The organism is Streptomyces sp. NPDC048718 (assembly GCF_043198875.1).
Classification (GTDB): Bacteria; Actinomycetota; Actinomycetes; order Streptomycetales; family Streptomycetaceae; genus Streptomyces.
The window spans coordinates 342,063-363,797 of record NZ_JBICVG010000002.1 but is presented as its reverse complement, the minus strand read 5'-3'; the positions used below and the strand labels follow the sequence as shown (position 1 = coordinate 363,797).

Here is a 21,735-nt window from a genome sequence, read left to right as displayed (position 1 = left end):
GGAGGTCGTCGGGGATCTTCGGGCGGCCGGCTCACCCGGTGATCAGGAGCACGACGGCCGTGACGCTGCCGGCCACCGCCAGCAGCACACAGCCGACCGCCGTGACCGCGTAGGAGGTGTACACGCGGCGGGCCCGCGCGGGGTAGGCGGCCACCGCGTCCCGGCCACCGCCGCGCCGCAGCATCAGATAGGTGCGGGTCTCCGGAGCGAGGCCGACCGCGCCCACCAGATGGCTGAGGATGCGGTAGCCGTCCAGCGGCGGCAGCGGGACCAGATTGCTCAGCGCCTGCACGATGCCGATGAACAGCGCCCCGGTGAGCGGCGGCCGGGCCGGGTCCGCCGGGTCGATCAGCGCCCACCACAGCGCGAACGGCAGCAGCAGGACGAGGTTGATGTGCGCACCGGCCGCGGCCACCACCAGCTTCGCCCGCAGCCCGGGCAGGAACAGGTAGTTGTCGACCGTGCAGTACATCATCATCGTCGGAAAGCGCCAGCGCAGCCCGATCTCGGTGACGACACCGCCGTAACGGCGGGCGGCGATCCCGTGCGCGAGTTCGTGCAGACAGATGCTGAACCACAGGAACACCGCGAACGGCACGAAGACCAGCGGCCGGGTCACCAGGTCCAGCATCCCGTCCCAGAACGCCGGCGGGTCGGCGAGGACCGCCACGATCATCACCAACGAGGCGAGCACCAGCGGGACCTGGAGCCACGCCCCCAGAAACGGGGACAGGATCCGGTGCAGCCGGGACGCGGTCCGGTGGGCGTCGGACACCGTGCTGCGGGTGCCCTTCCAGAAGGTGTTGGGCTCGGCGGGGGCCGGCTCGGGCGGCGCCGGGTCCGGCGCCCCGGCCAACAGCCCCCGGGCACCGAGGAGTCCGAGCAGCCGGATCCACTGCTCGTCGGGCAGCCGGAGCCGGAACCGCTCGGCGTACGCCGCCACCACGTCGTCCTGGCCGCGGGTGCCGTCGAGCAGCGAGAGGACGAACTGCTCCTTGGGGCCGATCTCGAACGTGGCTCCGCTCACCGGGTGCTTGACCAGATGGACGGTGCGCGGGCCGCGCAGCACGGCCGGGCCGATCACCACCCCCGGGCGCATCTCCGGCCGGTAGGCGCGGACGGCGGCGGCCCGGTCGGCACCGCTCGGGGCGGCCTCGCCGACGGACCTGGTGGCTCCACCGGCCTTCCCCGTGGCGGCGGTTCGGCCGGCGGCGGTCCCATGGGCGGTTCCGGCGGCCTTGGCGCCCGTGCCGCCCGGCTCCGCCCCGGTGCGGTCGGGGGCGCTCACGACGCGTCCTGCCGTCCCGAAGCCGGCTCGCGCAGCACCCGCCCCAGGACGTACGCCAGATACGCCTCGTCCTGGATCGTCACATGCAGCCGGTTGTTGGTCATGTGCATATACGGGGAGAGCAGCCGCGGCAGGACCGCCTCCACCCGGGTCGCGGTCACCAGCGGGGCCGCGTCCGGATCCGCCGCACGCTCCTGGCCGGTGTCCTCCCGCGCCGGACCGTCCCACGCGGGGAACGCCAGCTCGCCGCGCTCGGTGAGCTCCACCACCCGGTCGCGCAGCTCCAGGCAGTGCTCGGCCCAGCCGCGCAGGAACTCCGGGAGCCGGGCCGGCTCACGGCTCGCGACCGCCTCCCGCAGCTGCGCGAACCGGGCGCCGAGCGAGGGCGCCATCTTCTCGTACGTCCGCTCGTACTCGGACGAGCCGATGAACCCGGTGCCGGGGAACAGCCGGTGCCAGAAGCCGTAGTACGCGTCGAGGTAGTCGGCCAGATCCTTCTCCTCGGGCAGGAAGCAGCTCGCCATCACCATCATCAGCTGTGCCGACGTGCCGAGCAGCACGGTCCGCAGATGCAGGTTCATGCTGCCGTACGCCTCCAGGACCAGGTCGCTGGAGCGCCGGAAGTGCCACTCGGCCAGCTCCACACCGGCCGGGCCGCCGTACTTGGCGTACTCGGGGGCGTAGACCTCGTACGAGAAGGAGTTGTTCGGCCGCAGGTTCATCCGGCCGTCCGGGCCCATGTACTTCTCCCGGTCCTCGCCCGGGAACTCGATGTCGAACAGCGAGTTGTAGAAGTCCTTGAGGAAGCCCGAGTCCACCTCGTACAGGGCGGGCCGGCTCTTCAGGAAGCCGCCGATCGCCTCCTCGGCGCGCCGGCGGACCTCGGGCTCCACCTCGGGGGAGGCGGGCCGCAGCCGGATCCGGACGTGCGGACCCTCCAGCCAGTAGTTGATGAAGAAGTAGCCATCGATCAGCCCCTCTTCGGTGAGCTGGTCGAACAGTGGGCGCACGCACTTCACCAGGAGCGGCTGGGGGTTGGCGGCGTAGAAGACGTGCAGCGCCAGCCAGGGGGAGGAGGCGCCGTCCTCGGCGGGCCGGAAGGCCGCGGGCTCGGTCAGTTCGGGCATGACGGGGCGACCTCCGGGCCGGACTGCGGGGAAGGGGAACAGGAAGGAGCGGTACGAGTGGTGAAGGTCTCGACGGCGAGCTCGGCCACGTGCCGGCCGCGCTCCGAGGTGACGTGCAGCGCGTCCTCGGCGGGCAGCATCTCCCGGAAGGTCACCCGGGTGCCCGGCGATCGCTCCACGAGCGCGTCGAACGAGGACAGCGACAGCGGGCTGTCGAAGTCGACATAGATCGGCTTGGCGCCGATCGGTCCCTGCCCGGGCCGGGCGACGGTGGCGAAGCACCGGTCGGCGAGACCGTGCGTACGCCGCCAGCGCTGCCAGTCCAGGAAGAACTCCGTCTCGCCGGCCCCGGGCCGGCGCACCGGCAGGACGTCGGCGAGCGCGGTCCAGGCGCGCCGGGAGACGACGATGGAGCCGTGCCGGACCCGCGGTCTGCGGGTCACCCCCTGCTCGGCCTCGCCCTCGGGCACCCCCGCCCACACGTCGAGGGCGGCCATGGTGCTGGGGGAGAACAGCAGCAGGGTGCGCGGGATCGCGGGGAGCGCGATCGGCACCAGATAACCCAGGTAGACCGGGACGACCTCACGCTCCAGCCGGCGCGAGCGCAGCACGAGCCGGCCGGCCGCCTCGTCGTGGACGACATAGAGATCGTCGAGGTCGATCCGCGCCTCGTCCGGCACCGTCGTCGTCTCGCCGGGGCAGACGATGTGGTGGTCGGTCAGCCGTCCGTGCAGATTGAGATTGCTGCTGACCGGCCCGCCGGTGACCTCCGCGAACACGGCGCCCTCCGGGCGGCGTCGCGCGATCTCCGCGCGCAGCTCGTCCGAGAATCCGGTGCCGGCCTCGGACGCGTCCGAGGCCGCACCGTCGTACAGATGGGTGAACCGGCTGAAGGGGAAGGCCAGTCCGCCGTACGACTTGTTGAGCACGGCGAGCTGTCCGCCCTCCTTGGGCCGGGACAGCTGGAGGTGATGGCTCTGCGGGACGAACCGCGCGCCGAGCGCGGCGAGTTCGCCCGCCGTCTCGTCGAGCAGCGCGGCCGGGAGCTCGATCTCCTCGGCGTCCGCCGTCCCGGGTCGCTCCCACAGGGCGCGCACCCCGTCGTGGAAGAGGGTCCGGGCCCCGTCGAGGGCCTTCATCTCCGGCTGGCCGAGCCAGTTCTCCTCGGGCACGTAGGCGCCGTTCGCGTCGAACGGGGACCGCTTGGAGGTGAACGAGACGTACTGGTCGAAGAAGTCCTCGTGAAAGTCGTGGACCAGGCCCAGCAGGTCGTCGCAGCGCCCGCCCCGGCCGTAGCGGGCGAGGAAGAAGCCCATGAGCGTGATGCGCTGGGGAAGCGTCAGGTCGAACAGCGGCAGCACGCCCTCCACGGCGCGCAGCGACCGGCCGGTCCGTCCGCTCAGCACCCCGGCCCCGCAGACCAAATCGCCGCCCGTGTCGACGTCCTCGTAGATCAGCGTCTGCGGCAGGGTCGGCTCGGTTGCGCCCAATTCGATCTGGGCATCGTGAAGTTGGGTGCGCAGGGTACGCAACAGTGTGCGGCACTCGGTGACATCGGCGTGCGGATAGCGCGCCAGACACGCGGCCGGCCCGTCCAGCAGCTTTGCCAGCCGCTCCGCCCACGGCGCCCCCAGCGAGCGCAGGGCCCGCTGGTACGTGCGCAGCGGGTCGCCGCTGTGGACGTCGGTCCGCAGCAGCGGCACCTGCACCATGCCCACGTTCAGCAGCGCGGAGGCGTACCGCTCGCACTCCTCCCGGCCGGCCCGGTGTTCCGACTCCAGCCAGTCCACCAGATCCCGCAGCCGCACCGTACCGTCCCGGCCGCCGAGCCACTCCAGGAGCCGGTCCAGGGTCCCGCTGCGGCGAAGGAAGAACAGCCGGTCGCGGACCGCGTCGAAGGTCACGGCCGCGCCGTCGTCACCGGCGGTCGTCTCGTGACGGACATAGCGGATCCGGTCCGCGTCGCGCTCCCAGCCCGGCGACAGCGTCACCGGCAGGTCCTGGCGGCGCGCGTGGTCGGCGGTGATCAGCTCGGTGAGCCGGCTCAGCACCACCACGTTCAGCCGGACATGGCTGGTCCACTCCCCGCCGACGTCCAGCGCGGCACTGTCGTGCGCCGGACCGTCCGCCGCGCCCTGCCCGGTCGTCGCCGACCCGCCCCTAAACGAGGCGAGACCGACCCCGGTGAAGGTGCTGAACGGACTGGTCTTGCACGCCGTGCGGTACAGATACGTGAGCGCCGAACGCTCGATCTTCCGCATCCGGTTGGCCGGGCGGGCACTGGTGTCGTTCAGATACGCGTCCAGCCGCCCGTCCAGTGTCGGCGAGGCGAGCAGCAGCGCGCGCCGGATCCGGTCGTCGGCCAGCGCGCGGCGCAACGCACCGCGGCTCTCCCGGAGTTCACCGTCCAGCAACTCCTCGCCACTGGCCAGGAGTTCACCGAACAGGCCCCGGTCCCGCAGCCAGGCCGAGGTCCGCTCGCCGGCCTCGGCGTCCCGCTCGGCCACCAGCCGGACGGCCGCCTCGGGATCGGCCGGCAGCCGGTTGTTGAAGATCTGCCGGCGCAGCGCCAGCAGGCCGCGCCGGGCCGCCGCGTCGCCGGGCAGCTCGTCGGGGCCGGTGGTGGTCGCCTTGACCAGGGCGGCCAGCAGATCGCTGAGCTCCGCGCCGGTCGTGGCGAGCCGCTCCTCCTCGGCCAGCACCCGGTCGGCCCAGGCGCGGGTGTCCGGGCAGCGCAGCGCCTGCGCGGTCTCGATCGGCAGCCCGGCCGCGCGCAGCACGAAGCGGGCACCGGGCTCCCAGCGGGACCCGCCGGCCGAGGCGCGGTCCGGGCCGGCCGGATGGTCCTGGGGGTCCGGGACGCCGGACGTCGTGGATGTCATGGGGAAGTCCTCCGGGGCTCCGAGGCCGTCAGGCGATCTCGTGGTGGAAGTCGGCGGGCTCGGGCCGTTCGTGGCCGAGGGGCATGATGAGCAGCGGAGCCTCGTCGCCGTCCATGAGCCCGAGGCGCTCGGCGAACGACACGTTGTCGAAGCCCAGCGCCACGCCCGCGCCCACGTCCAGGGCGGCGGCCGCCGTGTAGAAGGTCTGCGAGACGGCTCCGGCGGTGCCGATGGCGAGCCGGTAGCCCCGGTCGCCGAGGGCGTCGAGGACGGCCGTGGTGCGCACGGTCGGCACCAGGACCGCGCCCGTCTGCTCCAGGTTGTAGTTGGCCAGGAAGTAGTTGTCCTGGAGGAACACGCCCTGCGGACCGGCCTCGACCAGCCGCAGATCGCCCCGGTCCGGGTCGTAGGTGTACGCGCCCGGCGCGATGCCCTCGACATGGTTGACGAAGACGTGCACACGGGCGAGCCGCACCACGCCCTCCGGGTCGGTGTCGCCCGCCAGCCGGGTGGCGGCGCACGCCGCGAGGACGGTCGACAGATCCCGCGCGGACAGCTTCCGCCGCGCGTCGAACCGGCCGAAGCTGGACCGGCGGCGGCGCAGGGCCTCGCGGGTTTTGGCGGTGGGGGCGACGGGCGCGGGCAGCGGCACCCGCTCGCCTGCGCCATCGTCCACGACGGCCGCGGCGGCGGCCAGCGCGCCCGGCGCGGGACGCTCGGTGGCGCCCGCGAGGGTCGCCGCGTGCATGTCCCGAACCGTCGTGAAGTCCAGCAGCGTACGCGAGCGTTCGACGTCCCGGTGCCGTACGGCGGGACGGTGCTCCGGGTCCGTGCCCGACGTGCCCGACGCGTCCGCGGCGCCCTCGGTGCCCGAAGTGCCCGCCGCTCCGGCGCGCGCGGCGCGCGGTCCGTCCCAGTGCAGCGGAATGACGGCGAACACCGCCTCCTGCTCGCCCGGCACCCCGAGGATCCCGTTCAGGGCGGGCTCGTCGAACCACAGCGCGGGCGCGATCCGCAGCCCCCGGGCCGCGGCCCAGATCCGCCAGGTCTGCGTCAGGGTGCCGATGTCGGTGGAGACCACGTGGAAGCAGAAGCTGTTGTACTTGAACGAGTTCTGCCAGTACTTGACGCCGAGGATCAGATACTGGTCGGCCTCCAGGGCCTCGGCGGGCGCGTCCGGGCCGAGGGCGGCCCGCACCCGCTCGGTGATGTCGCCGGTGAGCAGCCGCTGGAGGGCGTGCCGGTTGAGGTCGTAGTAGTGCAGGCCGGGGGTGAGCGGGCCGGAGGGTCCCGACGCCCAGTGGATGCTCACCGGGTAGAGACCGCCGCCGCCCGCGGTGCCGCGCGACCAGTTCGCGTGCGTGTAGAAGGGCAGGCCGGGCAGGTCGGTGTTGGCCTGGATGCCGAGCCGGCGGTTGGTCAGGCCGTACGAGTCCTTCAGCATCGCCGACAGCAGCGGCAGGCTGAAGCCCGCCGGGACCCGCGACGGATCCGGGCCCTCGGCGCCCGGCAGCAGGCCGGGGGCGATCGGGACGTCGGGCAGGTCCTCGGTGTCCGGCAGGGCGAACGCCTCGGCGCCTGGGAAGTACTTGCCCTTGCGCGGGCCGTCGGACCAGTTCACGACATGGTCGGTGGGCTCCATCGGGACGCGGCCGCGATGCAGGATGGCCTGCGCGTACTCATGGGCGTACCCCATGGGCTCCCCCTTTCCTCGGTTCTCGGCGCGTGCGCGCCGTGGTGCGGACGGATGGCCGGACGAACGCCCGGCGGACACGAGCGGGCCGGGACGGCACGCTCCCGGGGCCCGGACGGCCGGGCCCTCGAAGCAGCGGCCTGCCGGGCGGCCGTTCGTACGGGTTACGGGAACGGATGCGGGCCGGGGTTGAGATCGGCCTCGGTCAGATCGGTCTGCCGCAGCCCCGCCTCGCGCAGCGCGGTACGCATCCGGGGCATGTGCCGGGCGCGCTGCCGGGTCCAGCCGAAGTCGAGCGGCAGCAGCCCGGGTACGAGCACCTTCACCGTGTACAGCCCGAGAGCCCGCTGTTCGGGCGCGGTCTGGTCGACCACGACCACGTCGAACCCGGCGGACGTGACGGCCTCGACCGCGGCGAGCAGATCGTCCCGTACGTCCGGCCCGGAGCCGTCGGCCCGCTCCCAGCGCAGATCGGCCACGGCGAGCGGCGCCGGCGGATCGGACCGCCGCAGCAGGAAGTCGGCGTGCCGGCCCATCTCGGGGACGGCGTAGGTCAGCGGATGGTCGTGCAGACTGAGGATCTTGGTGAAGTCGGCGGCCATCGCCCGGTAGTCGGCCTCGTCGCGCTCGAAACGATGGAGCAACTGCACCGAGTCCGTGGCGATCTCGCACAGCGCGGCGGCGAGCGCCGCCTCCGGGTCCAGAGAGGCGCCGGCGCCGAAGCACATCCGGGCCGTGCCGCCGTCGAACCGCTCGGCGACGCCGGTCACCACGGGCACCGGGAAGCTGATCCGGGTGTCGAAGAACCGGGCCCGGTAGCCGTACATGGCCATCCGCTCCACCATGACCCGGGTGAGCGGGTCGGAGCTGGTCGCCGGGTCGATCTCGGTCAGCGGCTGCATGCCGTGCCAGGCCAGCAGGAACGCGTCCCGTTCGAGCACCTCCATCAGACCGCTGAGCACGGCCTCTTCCAGACTGCCCCCGGAAGCACAGCCGTTGGAGCTTTCCTGCACGAACCGGTGCTCGATACCCGGCTTGTGGTAGTACGCCAGGATCTCGGGTACGGCACGGGGACGGCCGTCCCGCAGCGACCAGCCCCACACCCACGGCACCTCGCGGTCCGAAGTGAACGGCGGCACCCAGGGGTTGGCCCGGTGGAACTCGTCGGTGTACAGCCCGGTCTCGCGCGGGTCGACGGCGTCCGGACCGAGCGCGTCGAGCGAGGCGGTCAGTGTCACCGCCCGCCCCCGGGCCCGCATCCCGGCGAACCGCTCAAGGCCCTCCAGGACACCGATCAGGGTGCTGGAGCGGTACGTGTCGGCGTGCCCGCCCCAGAACGTCTCGCGCAGATACTCCCCGGAGCGGCTGGAGAAGCAGCCGATGGTGGCCGAGGTGGTCGGCGAGGTCACGTCGCACACCACCGACGACCCGACGGCACCCCAGTGCGGGTTGGCGAACGCGTCCACCCGCAGCCCGTACGACTCCACGTGCCGCACCCGTGCGACACCCGGCCGGTACTTCGGCGCGGGCTCCAGCGTGAGCGCGGCCGCCTCGGCCGTCAGCGGCCGCCGCGTCCCGCAGGACGGGCAGTCCGGCTCGGGCACCAAAGGATGGTGACGAACCGTCAGCGTCTCCAGATCCACCAACCACACGTCCGGGAACGGATCTTGGCCGTCCAACGGAGCGGCGGCGAGACGGGCGATCAGCGCCGCCACGGCTTCGGCGGCGAACGGTACGTGGTACGGCCAGGGCCCGGCCTGTCGGGTCCGGCCGCGCAGTTCGAGGCCCTCGCGCAGACCGACCGAGCGCACCGACTGCCAGCGGCGCTCCAGACACCCGGCGCAGCCGGCCCGGCCCGCCACCGGCCAGGGACCCACCATCACCTGACGGCCGTACAACCGCACGGGCAGCGCGGTTTTGGCGCCGGCCGCCGGGGCGGCGAACGCGTCGCCCACCCCGAGGGCCGAGACCGCCAGTTCCGGAACCCCAAGGCCGGACCCGCCGGGCAGGCCCGCGAGGGCCCGCCCGAGCTCGTCGGCGAAGCGACGGCACGCCTCGGCGCGCGGCGCGGCGGCCCCGGCGGCCGGGGCCGGGGCCGAGGCCACGTCAGCGGTCATCGCCGGCCGCCTTGGTCAGCAGCACGCGCACGGTGTGGAGCCCGGCGGCCGGCAGATCGGCGCCGTGCGTGGGGACCACGAACGCGTCCCGGCCCGCCGCCGCCAGCCGCCCGAGCACATCCGACCAGGACGGGGCGGCGGGGGAGTCCACCGGCGCCGGGGCCGTGACCGCCACCAGGAACGGGTCGAGGTCGACCAGCAGCGCGTCACCGGTGTCCGGCGTGCCCAGCACGCCCTCCGCGGCGAGCTGCGCCGTACCGAGCAGGTCGCGCAGCGCGTCGGTGACGGCGGCAGTGCGGCCGAGCGCGGCGCCGACGCTCCAGTGGGACGTTTTCTCGCCGGCCGCGCCCTCCGAGGCCGCCCCCCGGGTCCGGGCCAGCACCACGGACACCCCGCTGTGCGCCTCCTCGCCGAGGTCCAGCAGGTCGACGGCGTACCCGAGATGCCCGGCGGAGCGCAGCAGGAACGTCACCTCGGGCGCGTCGGCGAACAGCTCCGGCGCCAGCACCGCCGTGCTTCCCGCACCGCGTACCGACCGCAGCAGCGCGTCGTACCCGAGCGCCGACAGCAGACCCGCCGCCGCGGCCTCCGGCAGCCCGCCGCCCGCACCGGCACCGGCCCGCGACGGCTCGAACCGGCGGTCCTGGTTGTCCGGACCGAACGGCCGCACGGCACCCGCGGGCACCCGGTGCGTCTCCTTCGTCAGCAGCGAGGTCGCCGCCAGCCAGGCCGCGACCGGGTCGCCGCCCGCGCCGGTGGCCGTGACCAGCGCGTCCGGCGCCACCCGGGGCAGCGCCCCGGCCGTCTCGTCGTGGATGCCGGCCAGAGTGACGGCCGGCACCACGTGCTCGGCGTACACCGCGGCCGCCGCCTCCAGGGCCCGCAGCCGGGCGCCCGCCGTGTGCTGGACATCGAAGGCGGCGATGGTACGCCGGCCCGCCGCGCCGAGGCCCAGCTCCACGGCCCCCACCTTCAGCGGCGTCTGGGTGACCGGCTCGTCCGCGTACCGGGTGAAGACACCGACGGACGGGCGCAGCGCGAGCGCACGCCGGTCCAGCTCCGCGAGCGGACCCTCGGTCGCCTCGTCGTCCGGGGCGGCGGCGACCACCGGCCGGAAGACCGGCCGGGCGGGCGCCTCGGCCAGGTCGACCGGCTCCGGAGCGGTGGCGGCGGTGGCGCAGGCGGAGCAGTACGGGCAGCGCGGGTGCGGCAGCAGCCGCTCCGCGAGCACGTCGAAGGAGGCCATGTCCTGGAGCAGCACCCGGCCCCGGGTCTCGGCCGGCAGCGCCTCCGTGACCAGGCGGAACACCTCGTAGCCGAGCAGGTTGCCGAGCATCGCGGCGAGCGGGCCGCGCGGCGTCGCCGCCGTCGTCGTGCCCAGCGCGAGACCGCTCCACAGCTCGGCCGCCTCGGCCGCGTCCCCGGTGGCGCCGAGCCGCAGCGCGGCACAGGCCGCGCAGGCCGGGGAGCCCGCGCCGCTGACCGGACCGACCACGGCCCGGCCGCCGAACGTCCAGGCGGGCAGCAGCAGCCGGCCCTCCGGAACACCCGCGCCGAGCAGGGCGAGCGTGGTCCCGAGCGCGTCGCGGCCGCCCGCGGCCACCACCACGTCGTACCCCTCGTACGCGGCCCAGCCGCTCGCGCCGGCCGCCCCGTCGCCGTTCCCGGTCCCGGGGAGCACCACGACCTCGGTCGGGCAGCCCCGGGCGGAGAGTTCGGCCGCCTCCGCGTGCAGCGCGGCGAAGTCCTCGGCCGTGGCGGGGTTCTCGGTCAGCGCGGCCTCGACCGCGACGGCGGCGCAGCCGTTGCGCAGCAGCGACTGGGCGCACCAGCGGGCCACCGGTCCGTCGCCGAGCACGGCGACCCGGGTGCCGCGGAACGCGGCGAACCGGCCCTCGGCGCCGTCGGCGTAGTGGTCGAGGTAGCCGATCTGCTCGGCGAACCGCTCCGCGACCGCCTCGTCCAGGGCGGCCTCGGTGCCCGGCTCGGCGGGCTCGGGCACGGGCCGGGCGAAGCCGCGCGAGTACAGGGCCTTCACCAGGCCGCCGACCATCGCCTTCTGCGGCTCGCCGAAGCCGTCGCAGATCTCGGCCACGGTCCTGCGCCCGTTGAAGTGCGGGACGAGCAGTGTGGCGACCTTGTAGGCGTTCGGCGAGCTGAACTGGAAGCCGCCGTCGGCGTTGTGGAAGATCACGCCCTTGGGCGTCTCGGTGAACAGGACGTCGCGGCGCACCCGGGGCCGGGTGCCGGCGGTCTCCTCGTAAGGCGTCGTGGACATGCGGGGGTCGCACCTCCGGTTCGGGGCCTGTCGGCCGCGGTGGATCTGAGAACAGGTCTGGCTGGGCTGAGCTGGTCTGACTGGTCTGAGCAGGTCGGGAATCAAGGGGGGATAGGGATCCGGTGCCCCCTGGTACGCGGGGCTCACAGCGGAGCCGGGCGCGCGAGAGAGCCGGACACGAGAGAGAAAGAAGAGAAAAAAGAAAGAAGGAGGAGAGAGGCTCGGAGGGCGGAGGTTCGGCGGGGTCGGCGGGGTCGGTGGGGCATGTGATGCGGATGTGACGGGGAGACGCGACGGGGGTCGGACGGCGCGTCGGGCGTGTGCGAGGGTGAGCGGGTGGGGCGGCACCGGGTGGCACGGGGTGCCACAGCGCGAGAGGACAGGGTCGGGCAGCGGGTCGGGCGGGTCGGGAGCTTCAGGCGGCTCGGGCGGTACGGAGGAAGGGGAGCCGGCCCGGGACGATCAGGTGGCCCCCGACGGCAAGGCGCGCCTCGCCGGGGTGGTCACGGCCCGTGGGACGTCGTCCCCGTTCCGGGCGGTCCGGTACAACGCATGGGCGCGAAACAGCTCGTTCATCCACAGGGTCCCGGGCTGGTCGTCCTCCAGGAGCCCGTGATCGAGCAGCCGTTCCAGCAGTTCCTCGGCCTCGGTCTCGGAGATCGCGAGCGCCCCGGCCGTGGCCGGCGCGGTGATCCGGCCGTGCAGCCGGGCCAGCCGCAGATACGCGTCGGCCAGTGATGCGGGCAGCCGGCCGAGCGCGCCGTCGAGGGCGAGCGGCACCGACATCCGGGGATCGTCGGGCAGCGCGAGCCGCGCGGGCAGATCGCGCCGGAGCCATTCCGCGTAGTCGGCGAGCCGGGTCCGCGGCCGGGTGAGCAGCCGGGCCGCCACGATCCGCAGCGCGAGCGGGACATGCCCGCACAGCTCCGCGAGGGTCCGCGCGGCGCCGGCCTCGGCGGCCACCCGGTCCCGGCCGAGCACGGCGGTGAGCAGGGCGCGGGACTCCCGCGGCGACAGCGCGCCGAGCTGGAGCACCATGGGGCAGTGCGTGGCGACCAGCGCGGCGAGACCCAGACGGCTGGTCACCACGACCGCGCCGGGACTCGTCGTGTCGAGCAGGTCGCGCACTTGGTCGGGGTGGACCACGTCGTCGAGAATCACCAGGCACGGCTCCGGCTGCGAGGTTCCCTCGGCGTTCGCGGTGTCCCCGGTATCCCCCGTGTCCCCGCAGGGCAGCAGCGCGCGCAGGGCGGCCGCCGCGTCGGCGGTGGGGCGTGCCGTGCCGTCGGGACCGCTCATCGGCAGGACGATCGCGCCCCCGGGGTAGCGGTCGGCCACCAGATGCGCGACGTGCAGGGCGAGGGCGGTCTTGCCCATGCCGGGCCCGCCGGAGACCAGCGCGAGGAGCGGAGCGGTCCCGTCCGCGCCGCTGTCCGCGCCGGAGAGGTGGGCGACCAGATCGGCCGTCTCGCGGGAGCGGCCGGTGAAGCCGGGGACGTACGGCAGCCGGGGCCCGGGGGACGTACGCCGGCGGACCCGGTCGGCGCGGCCGGTCGGCGCGGCCGTCGCACCGGGAGCGGGCTCGCCGTGGGCGGTGGTGCCCGCGGGGGCCAGGTGCTCGTCGCCGTGGTCTTCGGCGGGGGAGTGCCCGGCACGTCCGGCAGCGGTGTCCGCGACCGTGGAGGGCTGGGCCGCGGCGGGGCCGCCGGCCGGCTGCGCGGGCGGCTGTACGGACAGCTCCGGCGACGCGGACGCGGTGGACGCGACGGACCCGGCGGTGACGGCGAGACGGGCGGCGGGCTCGATCTCCGGTCCGCGCGGTGCGTCGCCCCGCAGGATGGACAGCTCCAGCCGCTGGAGTTCCGCGCCCGGGTCGATGCCGAGCTCGTCGCGCAGATGCGTGCGTATCCTGCGGTACTCGGCCAGCGCCTCGTTCTGACGCCCGACCCGGTAGAGGGCGCGCATCAACTGGGCGGTGAGCCCTTCGTGCTGGGGATGGGCCCGGGTGGCCTCCCAGAGATCCACCAGGACCTCGCGGCCCCGTCCGCGCGCCAGTTGGATCTCGCAGACGCGCTCCACCGCCCGCAGCCGTTCCTCGACGAGCCGGGGCACCTCGTCGCGGTGCAGCAGATCAGAGGGGACATTGGTGAGCAGCGGCCCCCGCCACAGCCCGAGTGCCGTGCGCAGCAGGGGGAGTTCGGCCTCGCCCGCGCCGTCCGCCTGCTCGATGAGACGGCGGAAGTGCAGCAGGTCGAGAGAGTCGTGATCGGCGGGGAGGAGATATCCGCCGGCGACCGCGACCACCGACTGCTCCTCGATGTCGTACTTCGCGAAGAGCCGTCTCAGCCGCAGGACACAGCTCTGCAGCGCCGCCTTCGCGGTGGCGGGCTGCTCCTCTCCCCAGACGGCTTGGCGCAGCCGGGAGACCGGGACCACCTCGCCCGGCCGTACCAGCAGAGCGGCCAGCAGCGACGTCGGCTTGGACGGCGGCAGGACGACCATGTCGCGTCCGTCGGTGATGCTGAGCGGACCGAGCAACTGGAAGCGCACTGAGTTCCCCTCGTCTACCGTCGGACGCCTCTGGTATAGACCGGCGCACCGCCGCGTACCCCTGGAGGGAGCGCGCAGGCATGACGGAGCCTCTGTGAAGCGGACTTCACTCATCCGTTCGGTCGTGTGGCAGTGGTGAGTGTCTACTGGCGTAGATCCCTGGTCAAGGGGGTCCGCGCAGGTGAATGGCGGCTTGTCAGCGGCGTCTTGACAGCCCGTCACGCGGGGTGCGCGCGCCCCTCGCGGGGGCGGTGGCCGGTTTCGGACCCCGGGCCGGCGGCGGGCGTCATCCGGCGGTGGGCCGGCGGCGACGGAACGTTTCCCCGGCGTTGCGGAAGACTTCATTCCGATTGTCTGCGGACACACCGAAGGCCCGTCCGGCGCCGCTTCCTTGAAAAGGAAGGGGTCGGACGGGCTCGACTACGCCGACCGTCGGGTCAGGCGGAGCAGGAGGTGGTGCTGCAGGTGGAGCTGGAGGTGGAGGTGGAGCTGGTGCTCGTGCAGCCGGCGAGCACGACCTCGCTGGCCTCCGAGTAGTCGGAGATCTCGAAGGTCTCGGCCTCCAGCTTGAGGATCTCGTCCGCGAGGGTGCTCAGTTCCTTGTCCATGGCGTCTCCCAAGGTCTCGATGGATCGATTCCCGGCTCCCGAGGTCGCCGGTGTGGAACCATTCCAGCGGCGCCCGCTCACCGTTCGGCACGTGTTCCGCTGGCACTTCGCTGACACGCGGTGCCAGCGGGCCGTCGTGGCGGACGAAATACCTGGTGGGGATGGTGGAGGCGAATATTCCGCCCGCCTATTCCGGGCCCCGTCTACCGTTGCGGCATGAGACACGCACGCACCGATATCACCGGGGACGACGGCGTCTGGACGGGTCTGCCCCTGGAGGTGCGCTCACCGGCCCGGCCCGGCCTTCGCCTGTTCGCCGCCGATCGGCGGCTGCTGCTCACCCAGGAGACGAGGCCGGTCCTTCTCGCCGCCGTGGACCGCGACGGCTGCGGGGTCCGATTCCGGCGTACGGGCGCCTACCGCTCCGTCGTACCGCCGCTGCGCGCCCAGGCGGCGCGGACCCTGGCCGGCCGCCCGGACCGCTGGGCGCACCGTCTCGTCCCGTATCTGCTCGACTCGCCGGGCGGTCCACTGCACGAGGGCCGCTGGCTGCTCACGAATCGGAACCCGCTGCTGCGCGGGAACGACGACCGGCTGCCGTGGGGGGGAGTACCTGGACTCCCTGCTCGTCGAGGGCGACCCGGACGGATACATCGACTGGTTCGTCCACAACGGCTCGTGGGAGATCCTTCCGCTGCGCCCGATGCCCGCCGCGGACGACGGCCGGGTGAAGGCGTACCGCAAGCAGGCCCGGGACGGGACGCTCCCGCCCGTTCTGATGTGGTGGGTGAGCGGTCTGGACTGCGGGGTGATCCTGGACGGTCACGCGCGTCTCGCCGCCGCGATCGCCGAATCCGTCGAGCCCCCGCTGCTTCAGCTGATCCGCACGGCCCCGGACGACGAGGTGGCCGAGGGCACCGAACGGGCGGTGGGGAGGTACGAGACCGAGATGGCCCGTCGGGCTGGGCTGCGGGTTCGCCACGGCGACGCGGTCCCCGACGGCGCCGCCCTGCTCGGGCCGCAGCTCGCCCATGACCTGCGAGAACTGGACACGGCCCGGCGGCCCAGCCGGGCCTGGCCGCTGGAGGGCGGCCAGGAGCGGTGGCTCCGGATCGCGCACGGGGTGAGCGACGGGCAGTGGCCGCCGGCATGAGCCGGGCGCCGCGCCCCGGGTGCTCCGGGGGTTCCGGGCTTTGCGGGGCACGGCTCCCCGGGCGCCGTGCCCCGCAAAGCTCCCTTCCCAGGGCGGCGGCGGTCCGCGTCAGGCCGTCGCGCGGTGCTCGGTGATCCAGCGGGCCGCGAGCAGGCCGGAGCCCGCGGTCAGGACCGCGGCGGCGACGATCGTGGCGTTCAGCCCGAGGAGGTCGGCGAGGACACCGGCGACCAGGGCTCCGGCCGCGTAACCGATATCGCGCCAGAAGCGGTACGTACCAAGGGCGTTGGCACGCCACGCGGGGTGGGCATGGTCGGAGATCGAGGCGATGAGTGCCGGGTAGACCATGGCGGTGCCGAGGCCGAGGGCGACGGCGGACAGCACCCCCGCGAGCAGGGGGTGATCGAGCAGGGCGAGGGCGAGGACGAAACCGCCGGCCTGGACGAGCATGCCGGTGACGATGAGCGGCTTGCGGCCGAAGCGGTCGGAGAGGTGCCCGGTCGGGATCTGCCCGAGGCCCCACAAGATCGGGTAGAGACCCTTGATCAGGCCGACGGCGACCAGTCCCAGCCCTCGGTCGGTGAACAGGAGCGGGAAGACGCCCCAGGTCAGACCGTCGTTGAGGTTGTTGATCAGTCCGGCCTGGCTGGCGCCGCGCAGCGAGCGGTCGCGCCAGGACGTACGGACGAACGTGGCCCCGAGCCCGGTCCGCTCGCCCTCCGGCAGCGGCTTCGGATGCCGGGCCAGCTCCAGGGCGACATGGGCGGAGGTGTCGCGGACGACGAGGGCGAGCGCGAGTCCGGCGACGACGAAGACGGCGCCGATGAGCTCCGGGACGGGCCGCAGCCCGTAGCCGGTGGCGAGGTAGCCGGTGACCAGGGCGGTCACGCCGACGGAGGTGTATCCGGCGGCCTCGTTCAGGCCGGTGGCCAGGCCCCGGCGGGACGGACCGACCAGATCGATCTTCATATTGACGGTCATCGACCAGGTGAGGCCCTGGTTGAGGCCGAGCAGGACGTTCGCCGCGATGATCCAGTTCCAGGAGGGCGCGTACGCGAGCAGGAACGGCACCGGTACGCCGATCAGCCAGCCGGTCACGAGCAGCTGCTTGCGGCGGAACCGGGCGGTCAGCGCGCCGGCCGCGAGGTTGGTGAAGGCCTTGGTGAGGCCGAAGGCGATGATGAACGAGAAGACGGCGAGACCGCTGGTGAGGCCGAAGGTCTCGCTGCCGATCAGGGGGACGGTGGTCCGCTCGAGGCCCACCAGACCGCCGACGGCCATGTTGACGACGACGAGCAGGGTGAACTGGAGCCAGTTCTCCCGCAGGCCGAGCCGCACCGGGCGGCCCGAGCCGTCGACGGGCGGCGCGGGCTCGGTCGAGGGCTCGGTCGCGGGGGCGGCCGAGGGGCCGGGTGCCGGAGGCGGGGTGGAGGCGGGGGTGGTCTTCACGGGCGGTGTCCTTGGTTCTCCTGGACGGGGTACCGGACGGGGAGCGTCACCGCCCGGCTTCAGTTACAGTAATCCATAGATATTTGGAGGAAGCAATGCGGGAAGCCACCACCGGCGGCGGCAAGGCCGCTCTCTACGAGGCCTTCGCCGCCAGCGGCAAGGCTCTGGCCAGCGGAAAGCGCCTGGAGCTGCTCGATCTCCTGGCCCAGGGCGAACGCACCGTCGACGCCCTCGCCAAGGCCGCCGGGCTCAACCTGACCACCGCCTCGGCCCATCTGCAGACGCTCAAGCAGGCCGGATTCGTCGCCACCCGCCGCGAAGGCGTCCGTATCCACTACCGGCTCGCCGGTGACGACGTGGCCCGGCTGTTCGCCCTCCTGCGCCAGGTCGCCGACCGCCACCAGGCCGCGGTCCCCGTCGCCCGCTCCGCCTACCTCGGCGAGGACGGAGCCGCCGAGGTGGGCCACGAGGAACTGCTGGCCCGCCTCGCCGACGGCGGCACCGTCGTCCTCGACGTACGCCCGGCGGAGGAGTACCTGGCCGGACACATCCCCGGCGCGCTCTCCATCCCCGTCGCCGAGCTGGCCGACCGCCTCGGCGAGCTGCCCGAGGAGACCGAGGTCGTCGTCTACTGCCGGGGCGAGTTCTGCGCGCTCGCCTACGACGCCGTGCGGCTGCTCACGGGCCGGGGCCGACGGGCCGTCCGCCTCAATGACGGCATGCTCGAATGGCGCCTCGCCGAACGCCCCGTCCACGCGGGCGAGACCGCCTGACGGGGGCGGACCGGTGTGCGTGAGGGGGTGGCGGGCCATTCGGGGCGTCGCCCTCCCGGGGCCCGGCTCCCAGGTCGCCGTCACCCCTCGGACGGCCGTCGGACGAGGTCCTTCCGCAGCACCACGCAGACCGTTTCGTGGCGGCGGATCGACCCGTCGGGCGCCTGGACGTCCCAGCCGTCCGGCCGGCGGTCGTACGCGACGTACCCCAGCCGTTCGTACAGGGCGCGGGCCCGTGGATTGGACTCCTCGACGGACAGCTCGGCGCGGGGCGGACCGCGATCCCTGATCCGCGCCTCGGCGGCTCCGACGAGGAACGTGCCGATGCCGCGCGACTGTACGGCGGGATGCACCGCCAGCTGCCACAGGGTGCCGGCGCCCGGCGTGGCCTCGTAGTCGACACCGCCCTTCGCCAGGACGACGCCCGTCGCGCCGCGGACGGCCGGATAGTCGACCGCGCCGCTCCGGGCCCGCTCCAGCTGCCGGGCGACACCGTCCAGATGAACGGCCGAGCCGGCCCACCCGCACGACGTGAGATCCGCGTACACCAGATCGCGAACCGTCAGCCCCCACGTGAGGTCCATCTTTCCGACCTTCCCCCCTGCTCGCCTCCGGCAAGCCGCCAGTATCGGGCGCGGGACCGCCGAGTGCCCGGGATTTCGGGCCCCCGGCGGCCTAGGCTGAGGAACCGGCACCGGCCCCGGCACCGGCACCAGGGAGGCTTCGATGACGCAACCGACCAGACCTCACCCGGTCTTCGCCCGCGTGTACGCCGGGTTCGCCGGCCCCGCGCTGGAACGGGCCGGGATGGGGGAGCATCGCGCCCGGCTGCTGGCCGGGCTGAGCGGCGACGTCGTCGAGATCGGCGCGGGCAACGGCCTCAACTTCCCCCACTACCCGGCCGAGGTCACCCGGGTCGTCGCCGTCGAGCCGGAACCGACGCTGCGCGCCCGGGCCGTGGAGCGGGCCCGCGGCGTCACCGTACCCGTGGAGACCCAGGCCGCCCGCGCCGAGCGGCTCCCCTTCCCGGACAGCTGCTTCGACGCGGCCGTGGCCTGCCTCACGCTGTGCTCGGTGTCCGACCCGCACGCCGCTCTCGCCGAACTCCACCGCGTCCTGCGCCCCGGCGGACAGCTTCGCTTCCTCGAACACGTCCGGGCCCGGACCCCCGGGATGCGCCGGGTGCAGCGGGTCCTCGACGCCACCGTCTGGCCCCCGCTGGTGGGCGGATGCCATACGGGCCGCGACACCGAGGCGGCCATCGCCGCCGCCGGCTTCACCCTCGCCGCCGTCGACCGCTTCGACTTCCCCGCCTCCCGGATCCCGCTCCCCGCCGCCGCCCACATCCTGGGCACCGCCGTCCGTGGCGGCGAGCCCCGCACCGCCGTGTGACGTCACGGGTGCCGCCGGGCGGGCGAGCCCGCGCCCGAACCGGCCACCCCCTCGCCGTACGCCGGCCCCTCGCCGTACCCCGCGACCGGGGTGCCGGGTGATCCTCCGCCCCGCCGCCCCGGTTGCGGGCATCCGGAGGAGCGAAAACCCTGGAAGGGGCCGCCGCCGAAGCGGACATCCGAACGAATATCCGAACGGGCGCCTGAGCGGGCGTACGGAAGGACGTGGTGGGCGTCATGAAGGCAGCCGTCTTCCAGGGGCCGGGCCGTCTGTCCTGGCAGGACGTGCCCGATCCAGAGATCCAGGATCCCGGTGACGCGGTCGTACGGGTCGATGTCGTCACCATCTGCGGCACCGACCTGCACATCCTCAAAGGGGACGTACCGGAGACGACCCCCGGCCGGGTACTCGGTCACGAGGCCGTCGGCACGGTCGTCGAGACCGGCCGGGACGTGCGCACCGTACGCCCCGGGGACCGCGTCCTGGTCTCCTGCGTCTCGCCCTGCGGGCGCTGCCGTTTCTGCCGGGAGAGCCGCTACGGCCAGTGTCTCGGCGGGGGAGGCTGGATCCTCGGCCACACCATCGACGGGACCCAGGCGGAGTACGTCCGGGTGCCGTTCGCGGATCTGTCCCTGCATCCCCTGCCGAGCGCCGTCGACAGCCATGACGCCGTCCTGCTCGCGGACATCTTCCCCACCTCCTACGAGGTCGGTGTACTCGCCGGGGAAGTCCGGCCGGCCGACACGGTCGTCATCGTCGGCGCGGGCCCCGTCGGTCTCGCCGCGATCGCCACGGCCCGCCTCTACAGCCCGGGCCGGATCATCGCCGTCGACCTCGACCCGTCCCGGCTCGCCGTCGCCCGCGAACTCGGCGCCGACGCGACCGTGAGCGTCGAGGAAGGCCCCGAACAGCTCGTCGCCGATCTGACGGACGGCCTCGGCGCCGATGTCGTCATGGAGGCGGTGGGCGTCCCCGAGGCCTTCGAGATGTGTACGCGGATGGTCCGGCCGGTGGGCCGGGTCGCCAACATCGGTGTGCACGGCGAACCCGTGACCCTCCATCTCGAAGACCTGTGGATCAAGGACGTCACGATCACGACCGGCCTCGTCGACACGTTCTCCACACCCATGCTGCTGCGCATGCTCGCGGCCGGCCGGTTGCCGGCGGAGCGGCTGATCACCCACCGCTTCGAACTCGGGCAGATGGAGGAGGCGTACGACGTGTTCGGCCGGGCGGCCGAGACCGGCGCCCTCAAGGTCGCCCTCGGCGGCCCGCAGCACACGGCCGTCGAGGTCTCCACCGGCAGTAGCGGCAACGGCAGCAGCGGGCCGGTCGCCGGATGAGCGGGGCGTCCGCGAGCCCCGCGCCGCCGCGCGCGGTGGTCTTCGACACCGACGGCGTCCTGCTCGACTCCGCCGTCGTGCACGCGGCGGCGTGGAAGACGGCGTTCGACGCCTTCCTCGCCGAGACGGCGCCCGGCGGGGCGCGGGAGGCGTCCGGGACGCCGCAGGCACCCGGGACACCCGGGACGCCCGAGGCACCCGAGGCACCCGATGTGCGCGAGGGGCACGGGGCTGCCGAGGCGCCCGGGCCGTCCAGGGCACCGTCGCCCGGCCTCGCCGGGTCCGTCCCGCCCTCTACCTCGCCCACCTCCGACGCCTGGGCGCCGTTCGACGCGGACGCCGACTACCGCCGGTACGTCGACGGCAAGTCCCGGTTCGACGGCGCCGAGGCGTTCCTGACCGCCCGAGGCATCCGCCTGCCGGCCGGGCGGCCCGACGACCCGCCCGGCCACGACACGATCTGGGCCGTCGCCGCCCGGAAGGAGGCCGCCTTCCAGGACGCCCTCGCCGCCGCGCCGCTCGCCGCCTTCACGGACGCGGCGGAGGCACTCGCCCATCTGCTCGCCCTGCGGATCCCCTGCGCCGCCGTGTCGGCCTCCCGCCACGCGAGGGCGCTGCTCCGGGCCACCGGACTCACCCCCTTGCTCGCCACCATCGTCGACGGCGAGGACGCCGCCCGGCTCGGCCTCGCCGGAAAACCGGACCCCGCGCTCTTCCTGCACGCCGCCGGTCTGCTCGGCCCCGGCCCCGGCGACACCGCCGTCGTGGAGGACGCCCTCGCCGGAGTCCGGGCCGGCCACCGGGGCGGCTTCGGCCTCGTCGCAGGTGTCGACCGTACGCCCGACGGACACGGTGCCGCCGCCCTGCGCGCCGGGGGCGCCGACCTGGTCGTCCCGGACCTCATGACACTGGTCGGGCAGGTCTGGGGGGAGATCGTATGACCGGCACCCGCAAGGCGGCGCGCCGAACGCCCCGGACGCGCCAGAGGCCTCGGACACTCCGCACACTCCGGAAATCCCGAGCGCCCCGGACGAACGGCGGCCGACCCGCGCGCGCCGCCCGGGCCGCCCGGGCCGCCCGGT

At 74.0% G+C, this 21,735-nt stretch carries 16 protein-coding genes; 5 read left to right on the top strand and 11 right to left on the bottom strand.

Translation table 11 applies throughout. The features are described 5' to 3' along the window. Window positions 1-31: 31 nt before the first annotated feature. The 9 genes from ACGFRB_RS04605 to ACGFRB_RS04565 form a co-directional block, all read right to left on the bottom strand. Window positions 32-1,288 carry a metalloprotease gene (locus ACGFRB_RS04605; RefSeq protein WP_393238930.1) on the bottom strand — a complete coding sequence of 419 codons (1,257 nt, stop codon included), beginning with the start codon at window positions 1,286-1,288 and terminating at the stop codon, window positions 32-34. Then, window positions 1,285-2,415, bottom strand: a complete 1,131-nt coding sequence (locus ACGFRB_RS04600) for a lantibiotic dehydratase C-terminal domain-containing protein (RefSeq protein ID WP_393238928.1) — start codon at window positions 2,413-2,415, stop codon at window positions 1,285-1,287. The genes ACGFRB_RS04605 and ACGFRB_RS04600 overlap by 4 nt, the downstream gene beginning before the upstream one ends. After that, window positions 2,403-5,297, bottom strand: coding sequence for a lantibiotic dehydratase (locus tag ACGFRB_RS04595; protein ID WP_393238925.1), 2,895 nt, complete (start codon window positions 5,295-5,297; stop codon window positions 2,403-2,405). Before ACGFRB_RS04595 ends, ACGFRB_RS04600 begins: the two co-directional genes overlap by 13 nt. Before the next feature lie 28 nt (window positions 5,298-5,325). Then, window positions 5,326-6,993 carry a nitroreductase family protein gene (locus tag ACGFRB_RS04590; protein ID WP_393238922.1) on the bottom strand — a complete coding sequence of 556 codons (1,668 nt, stop codon included), beginning with the start codon at window positions 6,991-6,993 and terminating at the stop codon, window positions 5,326-5,328. Window positions 6,994-7,154: 161 nt separating this feature from the next. Continuing rightward, the gene (locus ACGFRB_RS04585) at window positions 7,155-9,107 is read right to left on the bottom strand and encodes a TOMM precursor leader peptide-binding protein (protein WP_393238919.1); all 1,953 of its coding nucleotides are present in this window, start codon (window positions 9,105-9,107) and stop codon (window positions 7,155-7,157) included. Further along, window positions 9,097-11,385 (bottom strand): TOMM precursor leader peptide-binding protein, encoded by a 2,289-nt coding sequence (locus tag ACGFRB_RS04580; protein ID WP_393238916.1) that lies wholly within the window; start codon window positions 11,383-11,385, stop codon window positions 9,097-9,099. The genes ACGFRB_RS04585 and ACGFRB_RS04580 overlap by 11 nt, the downstream gene beginning before the upstream one ends. Window positions 11,386-11,847: 462 nt before the next feature. Further along, the gene (locus ACGFRB_RS04575) at window positions 11,848-13,935 is read right to left on the bottom strand and encodes a BTAD domain-containing putative transcriptional regulator (RefSeq protein ID WP_393238913.1); all 2,088 of its coding nucleotides are present in this window, start codon (window positions 13,933-13,935) and stop codon (window positions 11,848-11,850) included. Window positions 13,936-14,372: 437 nt separating this feature from the next. Further along, window positions 14,373-14,543: a thiazolylpeptide-type bacteriocin gene (locus ACGFRB_RS04570; RefSeq protein WP_361234940.1), complete on the bottom strand. Its 171-nt coding sequence runs from the start codon at window positions 14,541-14,543 to the stop codon at window positions 14,373-14,375. 285 nt (window positions 14,544-14,828) lie between these two features. Then, on the bottom strand, window positions 14,829-15,080 hold the full coding sequence (locus ACGFRB_RS04565) for a hypothetical protein (protein WP_393238910.1): 252 nt from the start codon (window positions 15,078-15,080) through the stop codon (window positions 14,829-14,831). 166 nt (window positions 15,081-15,246) lie between these two features. Between ACGFRB_RS04565 and ACGFRB_RS04560 the strand changes: the two genes are divergently transcribed. After that, window positions 15,247-15,696 carry a hypothetical protein gene (locus ACGFRB_RS04560; protein WP_393238907.1) on the top strand — a complete coding sequence of 150 codons (450 nt, stop codon included), beginning with the start codon at window positions 15,247-15,249 and terminating at the stop codon, window positions 15,694-15,696. A gap of 108 nt (window positions 15,697-15,804) precedes the next feature. Here ACGFRB_RS04560 and ACGFRB_RS04555 read toward each other — a convergent pair whose 3' ends face one another. Then, complete coding sequence (locus tag ACGFRB_RS04555; RefSeq protein WP_393238904.1) at window positions 15,805-17,145, bottom strand: MFS transporter; 1,341 nt, start codon at window positions 17,143-17,145, stop codon at window positions 15,805-15,807. A gap of 95 nt (window positions 17,146-17,240) precedes the next feature. Between ACGFRB_RS04555 and ACGFRB_RS04550 the strand changes: the two genes are divergently transcribed. After that, a complete protein-coding gene (locus ACGFRB_RS04550) occupies window positions 17,241-17,918 on the top strand; it encodes an ArsR/SmtB family transcription factor (protein ID WP_393238901.1) in 678 nt (225 codons plus the stop codon). A gap of 80 nt (window positions 17,919-17,998) precedes the next feature. Here ACGFRB_RS04550 and ACGFRB_RS04545 read toward each other — a convergent pair whose 3' ends face one another. Continuing rightward, window positions 17,999-18,502, bottom strand: a complete 504-nt coding sequence (locus tag ACGFRB_RS04545) for a GNAT family N-acetyltransferase (RefSeq protein WP_393238898.1) — start codon at window positions 18,500-18,502, stop codon at window positions 17,999-18,001. A 142-nt stretch (window positions 18,503-18,644) separates the two neighbouring features. On the opposite strand from ACGFRB_RS04545, the gene ACGFRB_RS04540 reads away from it, so the two are divergent. The 3 genes from ACGFRB_RS04540 to ACGFRB_RS04530 all read left to right on the top strand — a co-directional run bounded on the left by ACGFRB_RS04540 (window position 18,645) and on the right by ACGFRB_RS04530 (window position 21,594). Further along, the gene (locus tag ACGFRB_RS04540) at window positions 18,645-19,310 is read left to right on the top strand and encodes a class I SAM-dependent methyltransferase (RefSeq protein WP_393238895.1); all 666 of its coding nucleotides are present in this window, start codon (window positions 18,645-18,647) and stop codon (window positions 19,308-19,310) included. Between the two features lie 236 nt (window positions 19,311-19,546). Next, a complete protein-coding gene (locus tag ACGFRB_RS04535) occupies window positions 19,547-20,653 on the top strand; it encodes a zinc-dependent alcohol dehydrogenase family protein (protein ID WP_393238892.1) in 1,107 nt (368 codons plus the stop codon). Continuing rightward, window positions 20,650-21,594, top strand: coding sequence for an HAD family hydrolase (locus ACGFRB_RS04530; protein ID WP_393238889.1), 945 nt, complete (start codon window positions 20,650-20,652; stop codon window positions 21,592-21,594). Before ACGFRB_RS04535 ends, ACGFRB_RS04530 begins: the two co-directional genes overlap by 4 nt. Window positions 21,595-21,735: the final 141 nt, after the last annotated feature.

Bases quoted from the DNA above. Each gene is read 5' to 3' on its own strand.
- ACGFRB_RS04600 (WP_393238928.1), bottom strand. From the start codon at position 2,415: ATGCCCGAACTGACCGAGCCCGCGGCCTTCCGGCCCGCCGAGGACGGC.
- ACGFRB_RS04595 (WP_393238925.1), bottom strand. From the start codon at position 5,297: ATGACATCCACGACGTCCGGCGTCCCGGACCCCCAGGACCATCCGGCC.
- ACGFRB_RS04590 (WP_393238922.1), bottom strand. From the start codon at position 6,993: ATGGGGTACGCCCATGAGTACGCGCAGGCCATCCTGCATCGCGGCCGC.
- ACGFRB_RS04585 (WP_393238919.1), bottom strand. From the start codon at position 9,107: ATGACCGCTGACGTGGCCTCGGCCCCGGCCCCGGCCGCCGGGGCCGCC.
- ACGFRB_RS04580 (WP_393238916.1), bottom strand. From the start codon at position 11,385: ATGTCCACGACGCCTTACGAGGAGACCGCCGGCACCCGGCCCCGGGTG.
- ACGFRB_RS04570 (WP_361234940.1), bottom strand. From the start codon at position 14,543: ATGGACAAGGAACTGAGCACCCTCGCGGACGAGATCCTCAAGCTGGAG.
- ACGFRB_RS04560 (WP_393238907.1), top strand. From the start codon at position 15,247: ATGCCCGCCGCGGACGACGGCCGGGTGAAGGCGTACCGCAAGCAGGCC.
- ACGFRB_RS04550 (WP_393238901.1), top strand. From the start codon at position 17,241: ATGCGGGAAGCCACCACCGGCGGCGGCAAGGCCGCTCTCTACGAGGCC.
- ACGFRB_RS04545 (WP_393238898.1), bottom strand. From the start codon at position 18,502: ATGGACCTCACGTGGGGGCTGACGGTTCGCGATCTGGTGTACGCGGAT.
- ACGFRB_RS04540 (WP_393238895.1), top strand. From the start codon at position 18,645: ATGACGCAACCGACCAGACCTCACCCGGTCTTCGCCCGCGTGTACGCC.
- ACGFRB_RS04535 (WP_393238892.1), top strand. From the start codon at position 19,547: ATGAAGGCAGCCGTCTTCCAGGGGCCGGGCCGTCTGTCCTGGCAGGAC.
- ACGFRB_RS04530 (WP_393238889.1), top strand. From the start codon at position 20,650: ATGAGCGGGGCGTCCGCGAGCCCCGCGCCGCCGCGCGCGGTGGTCTTC.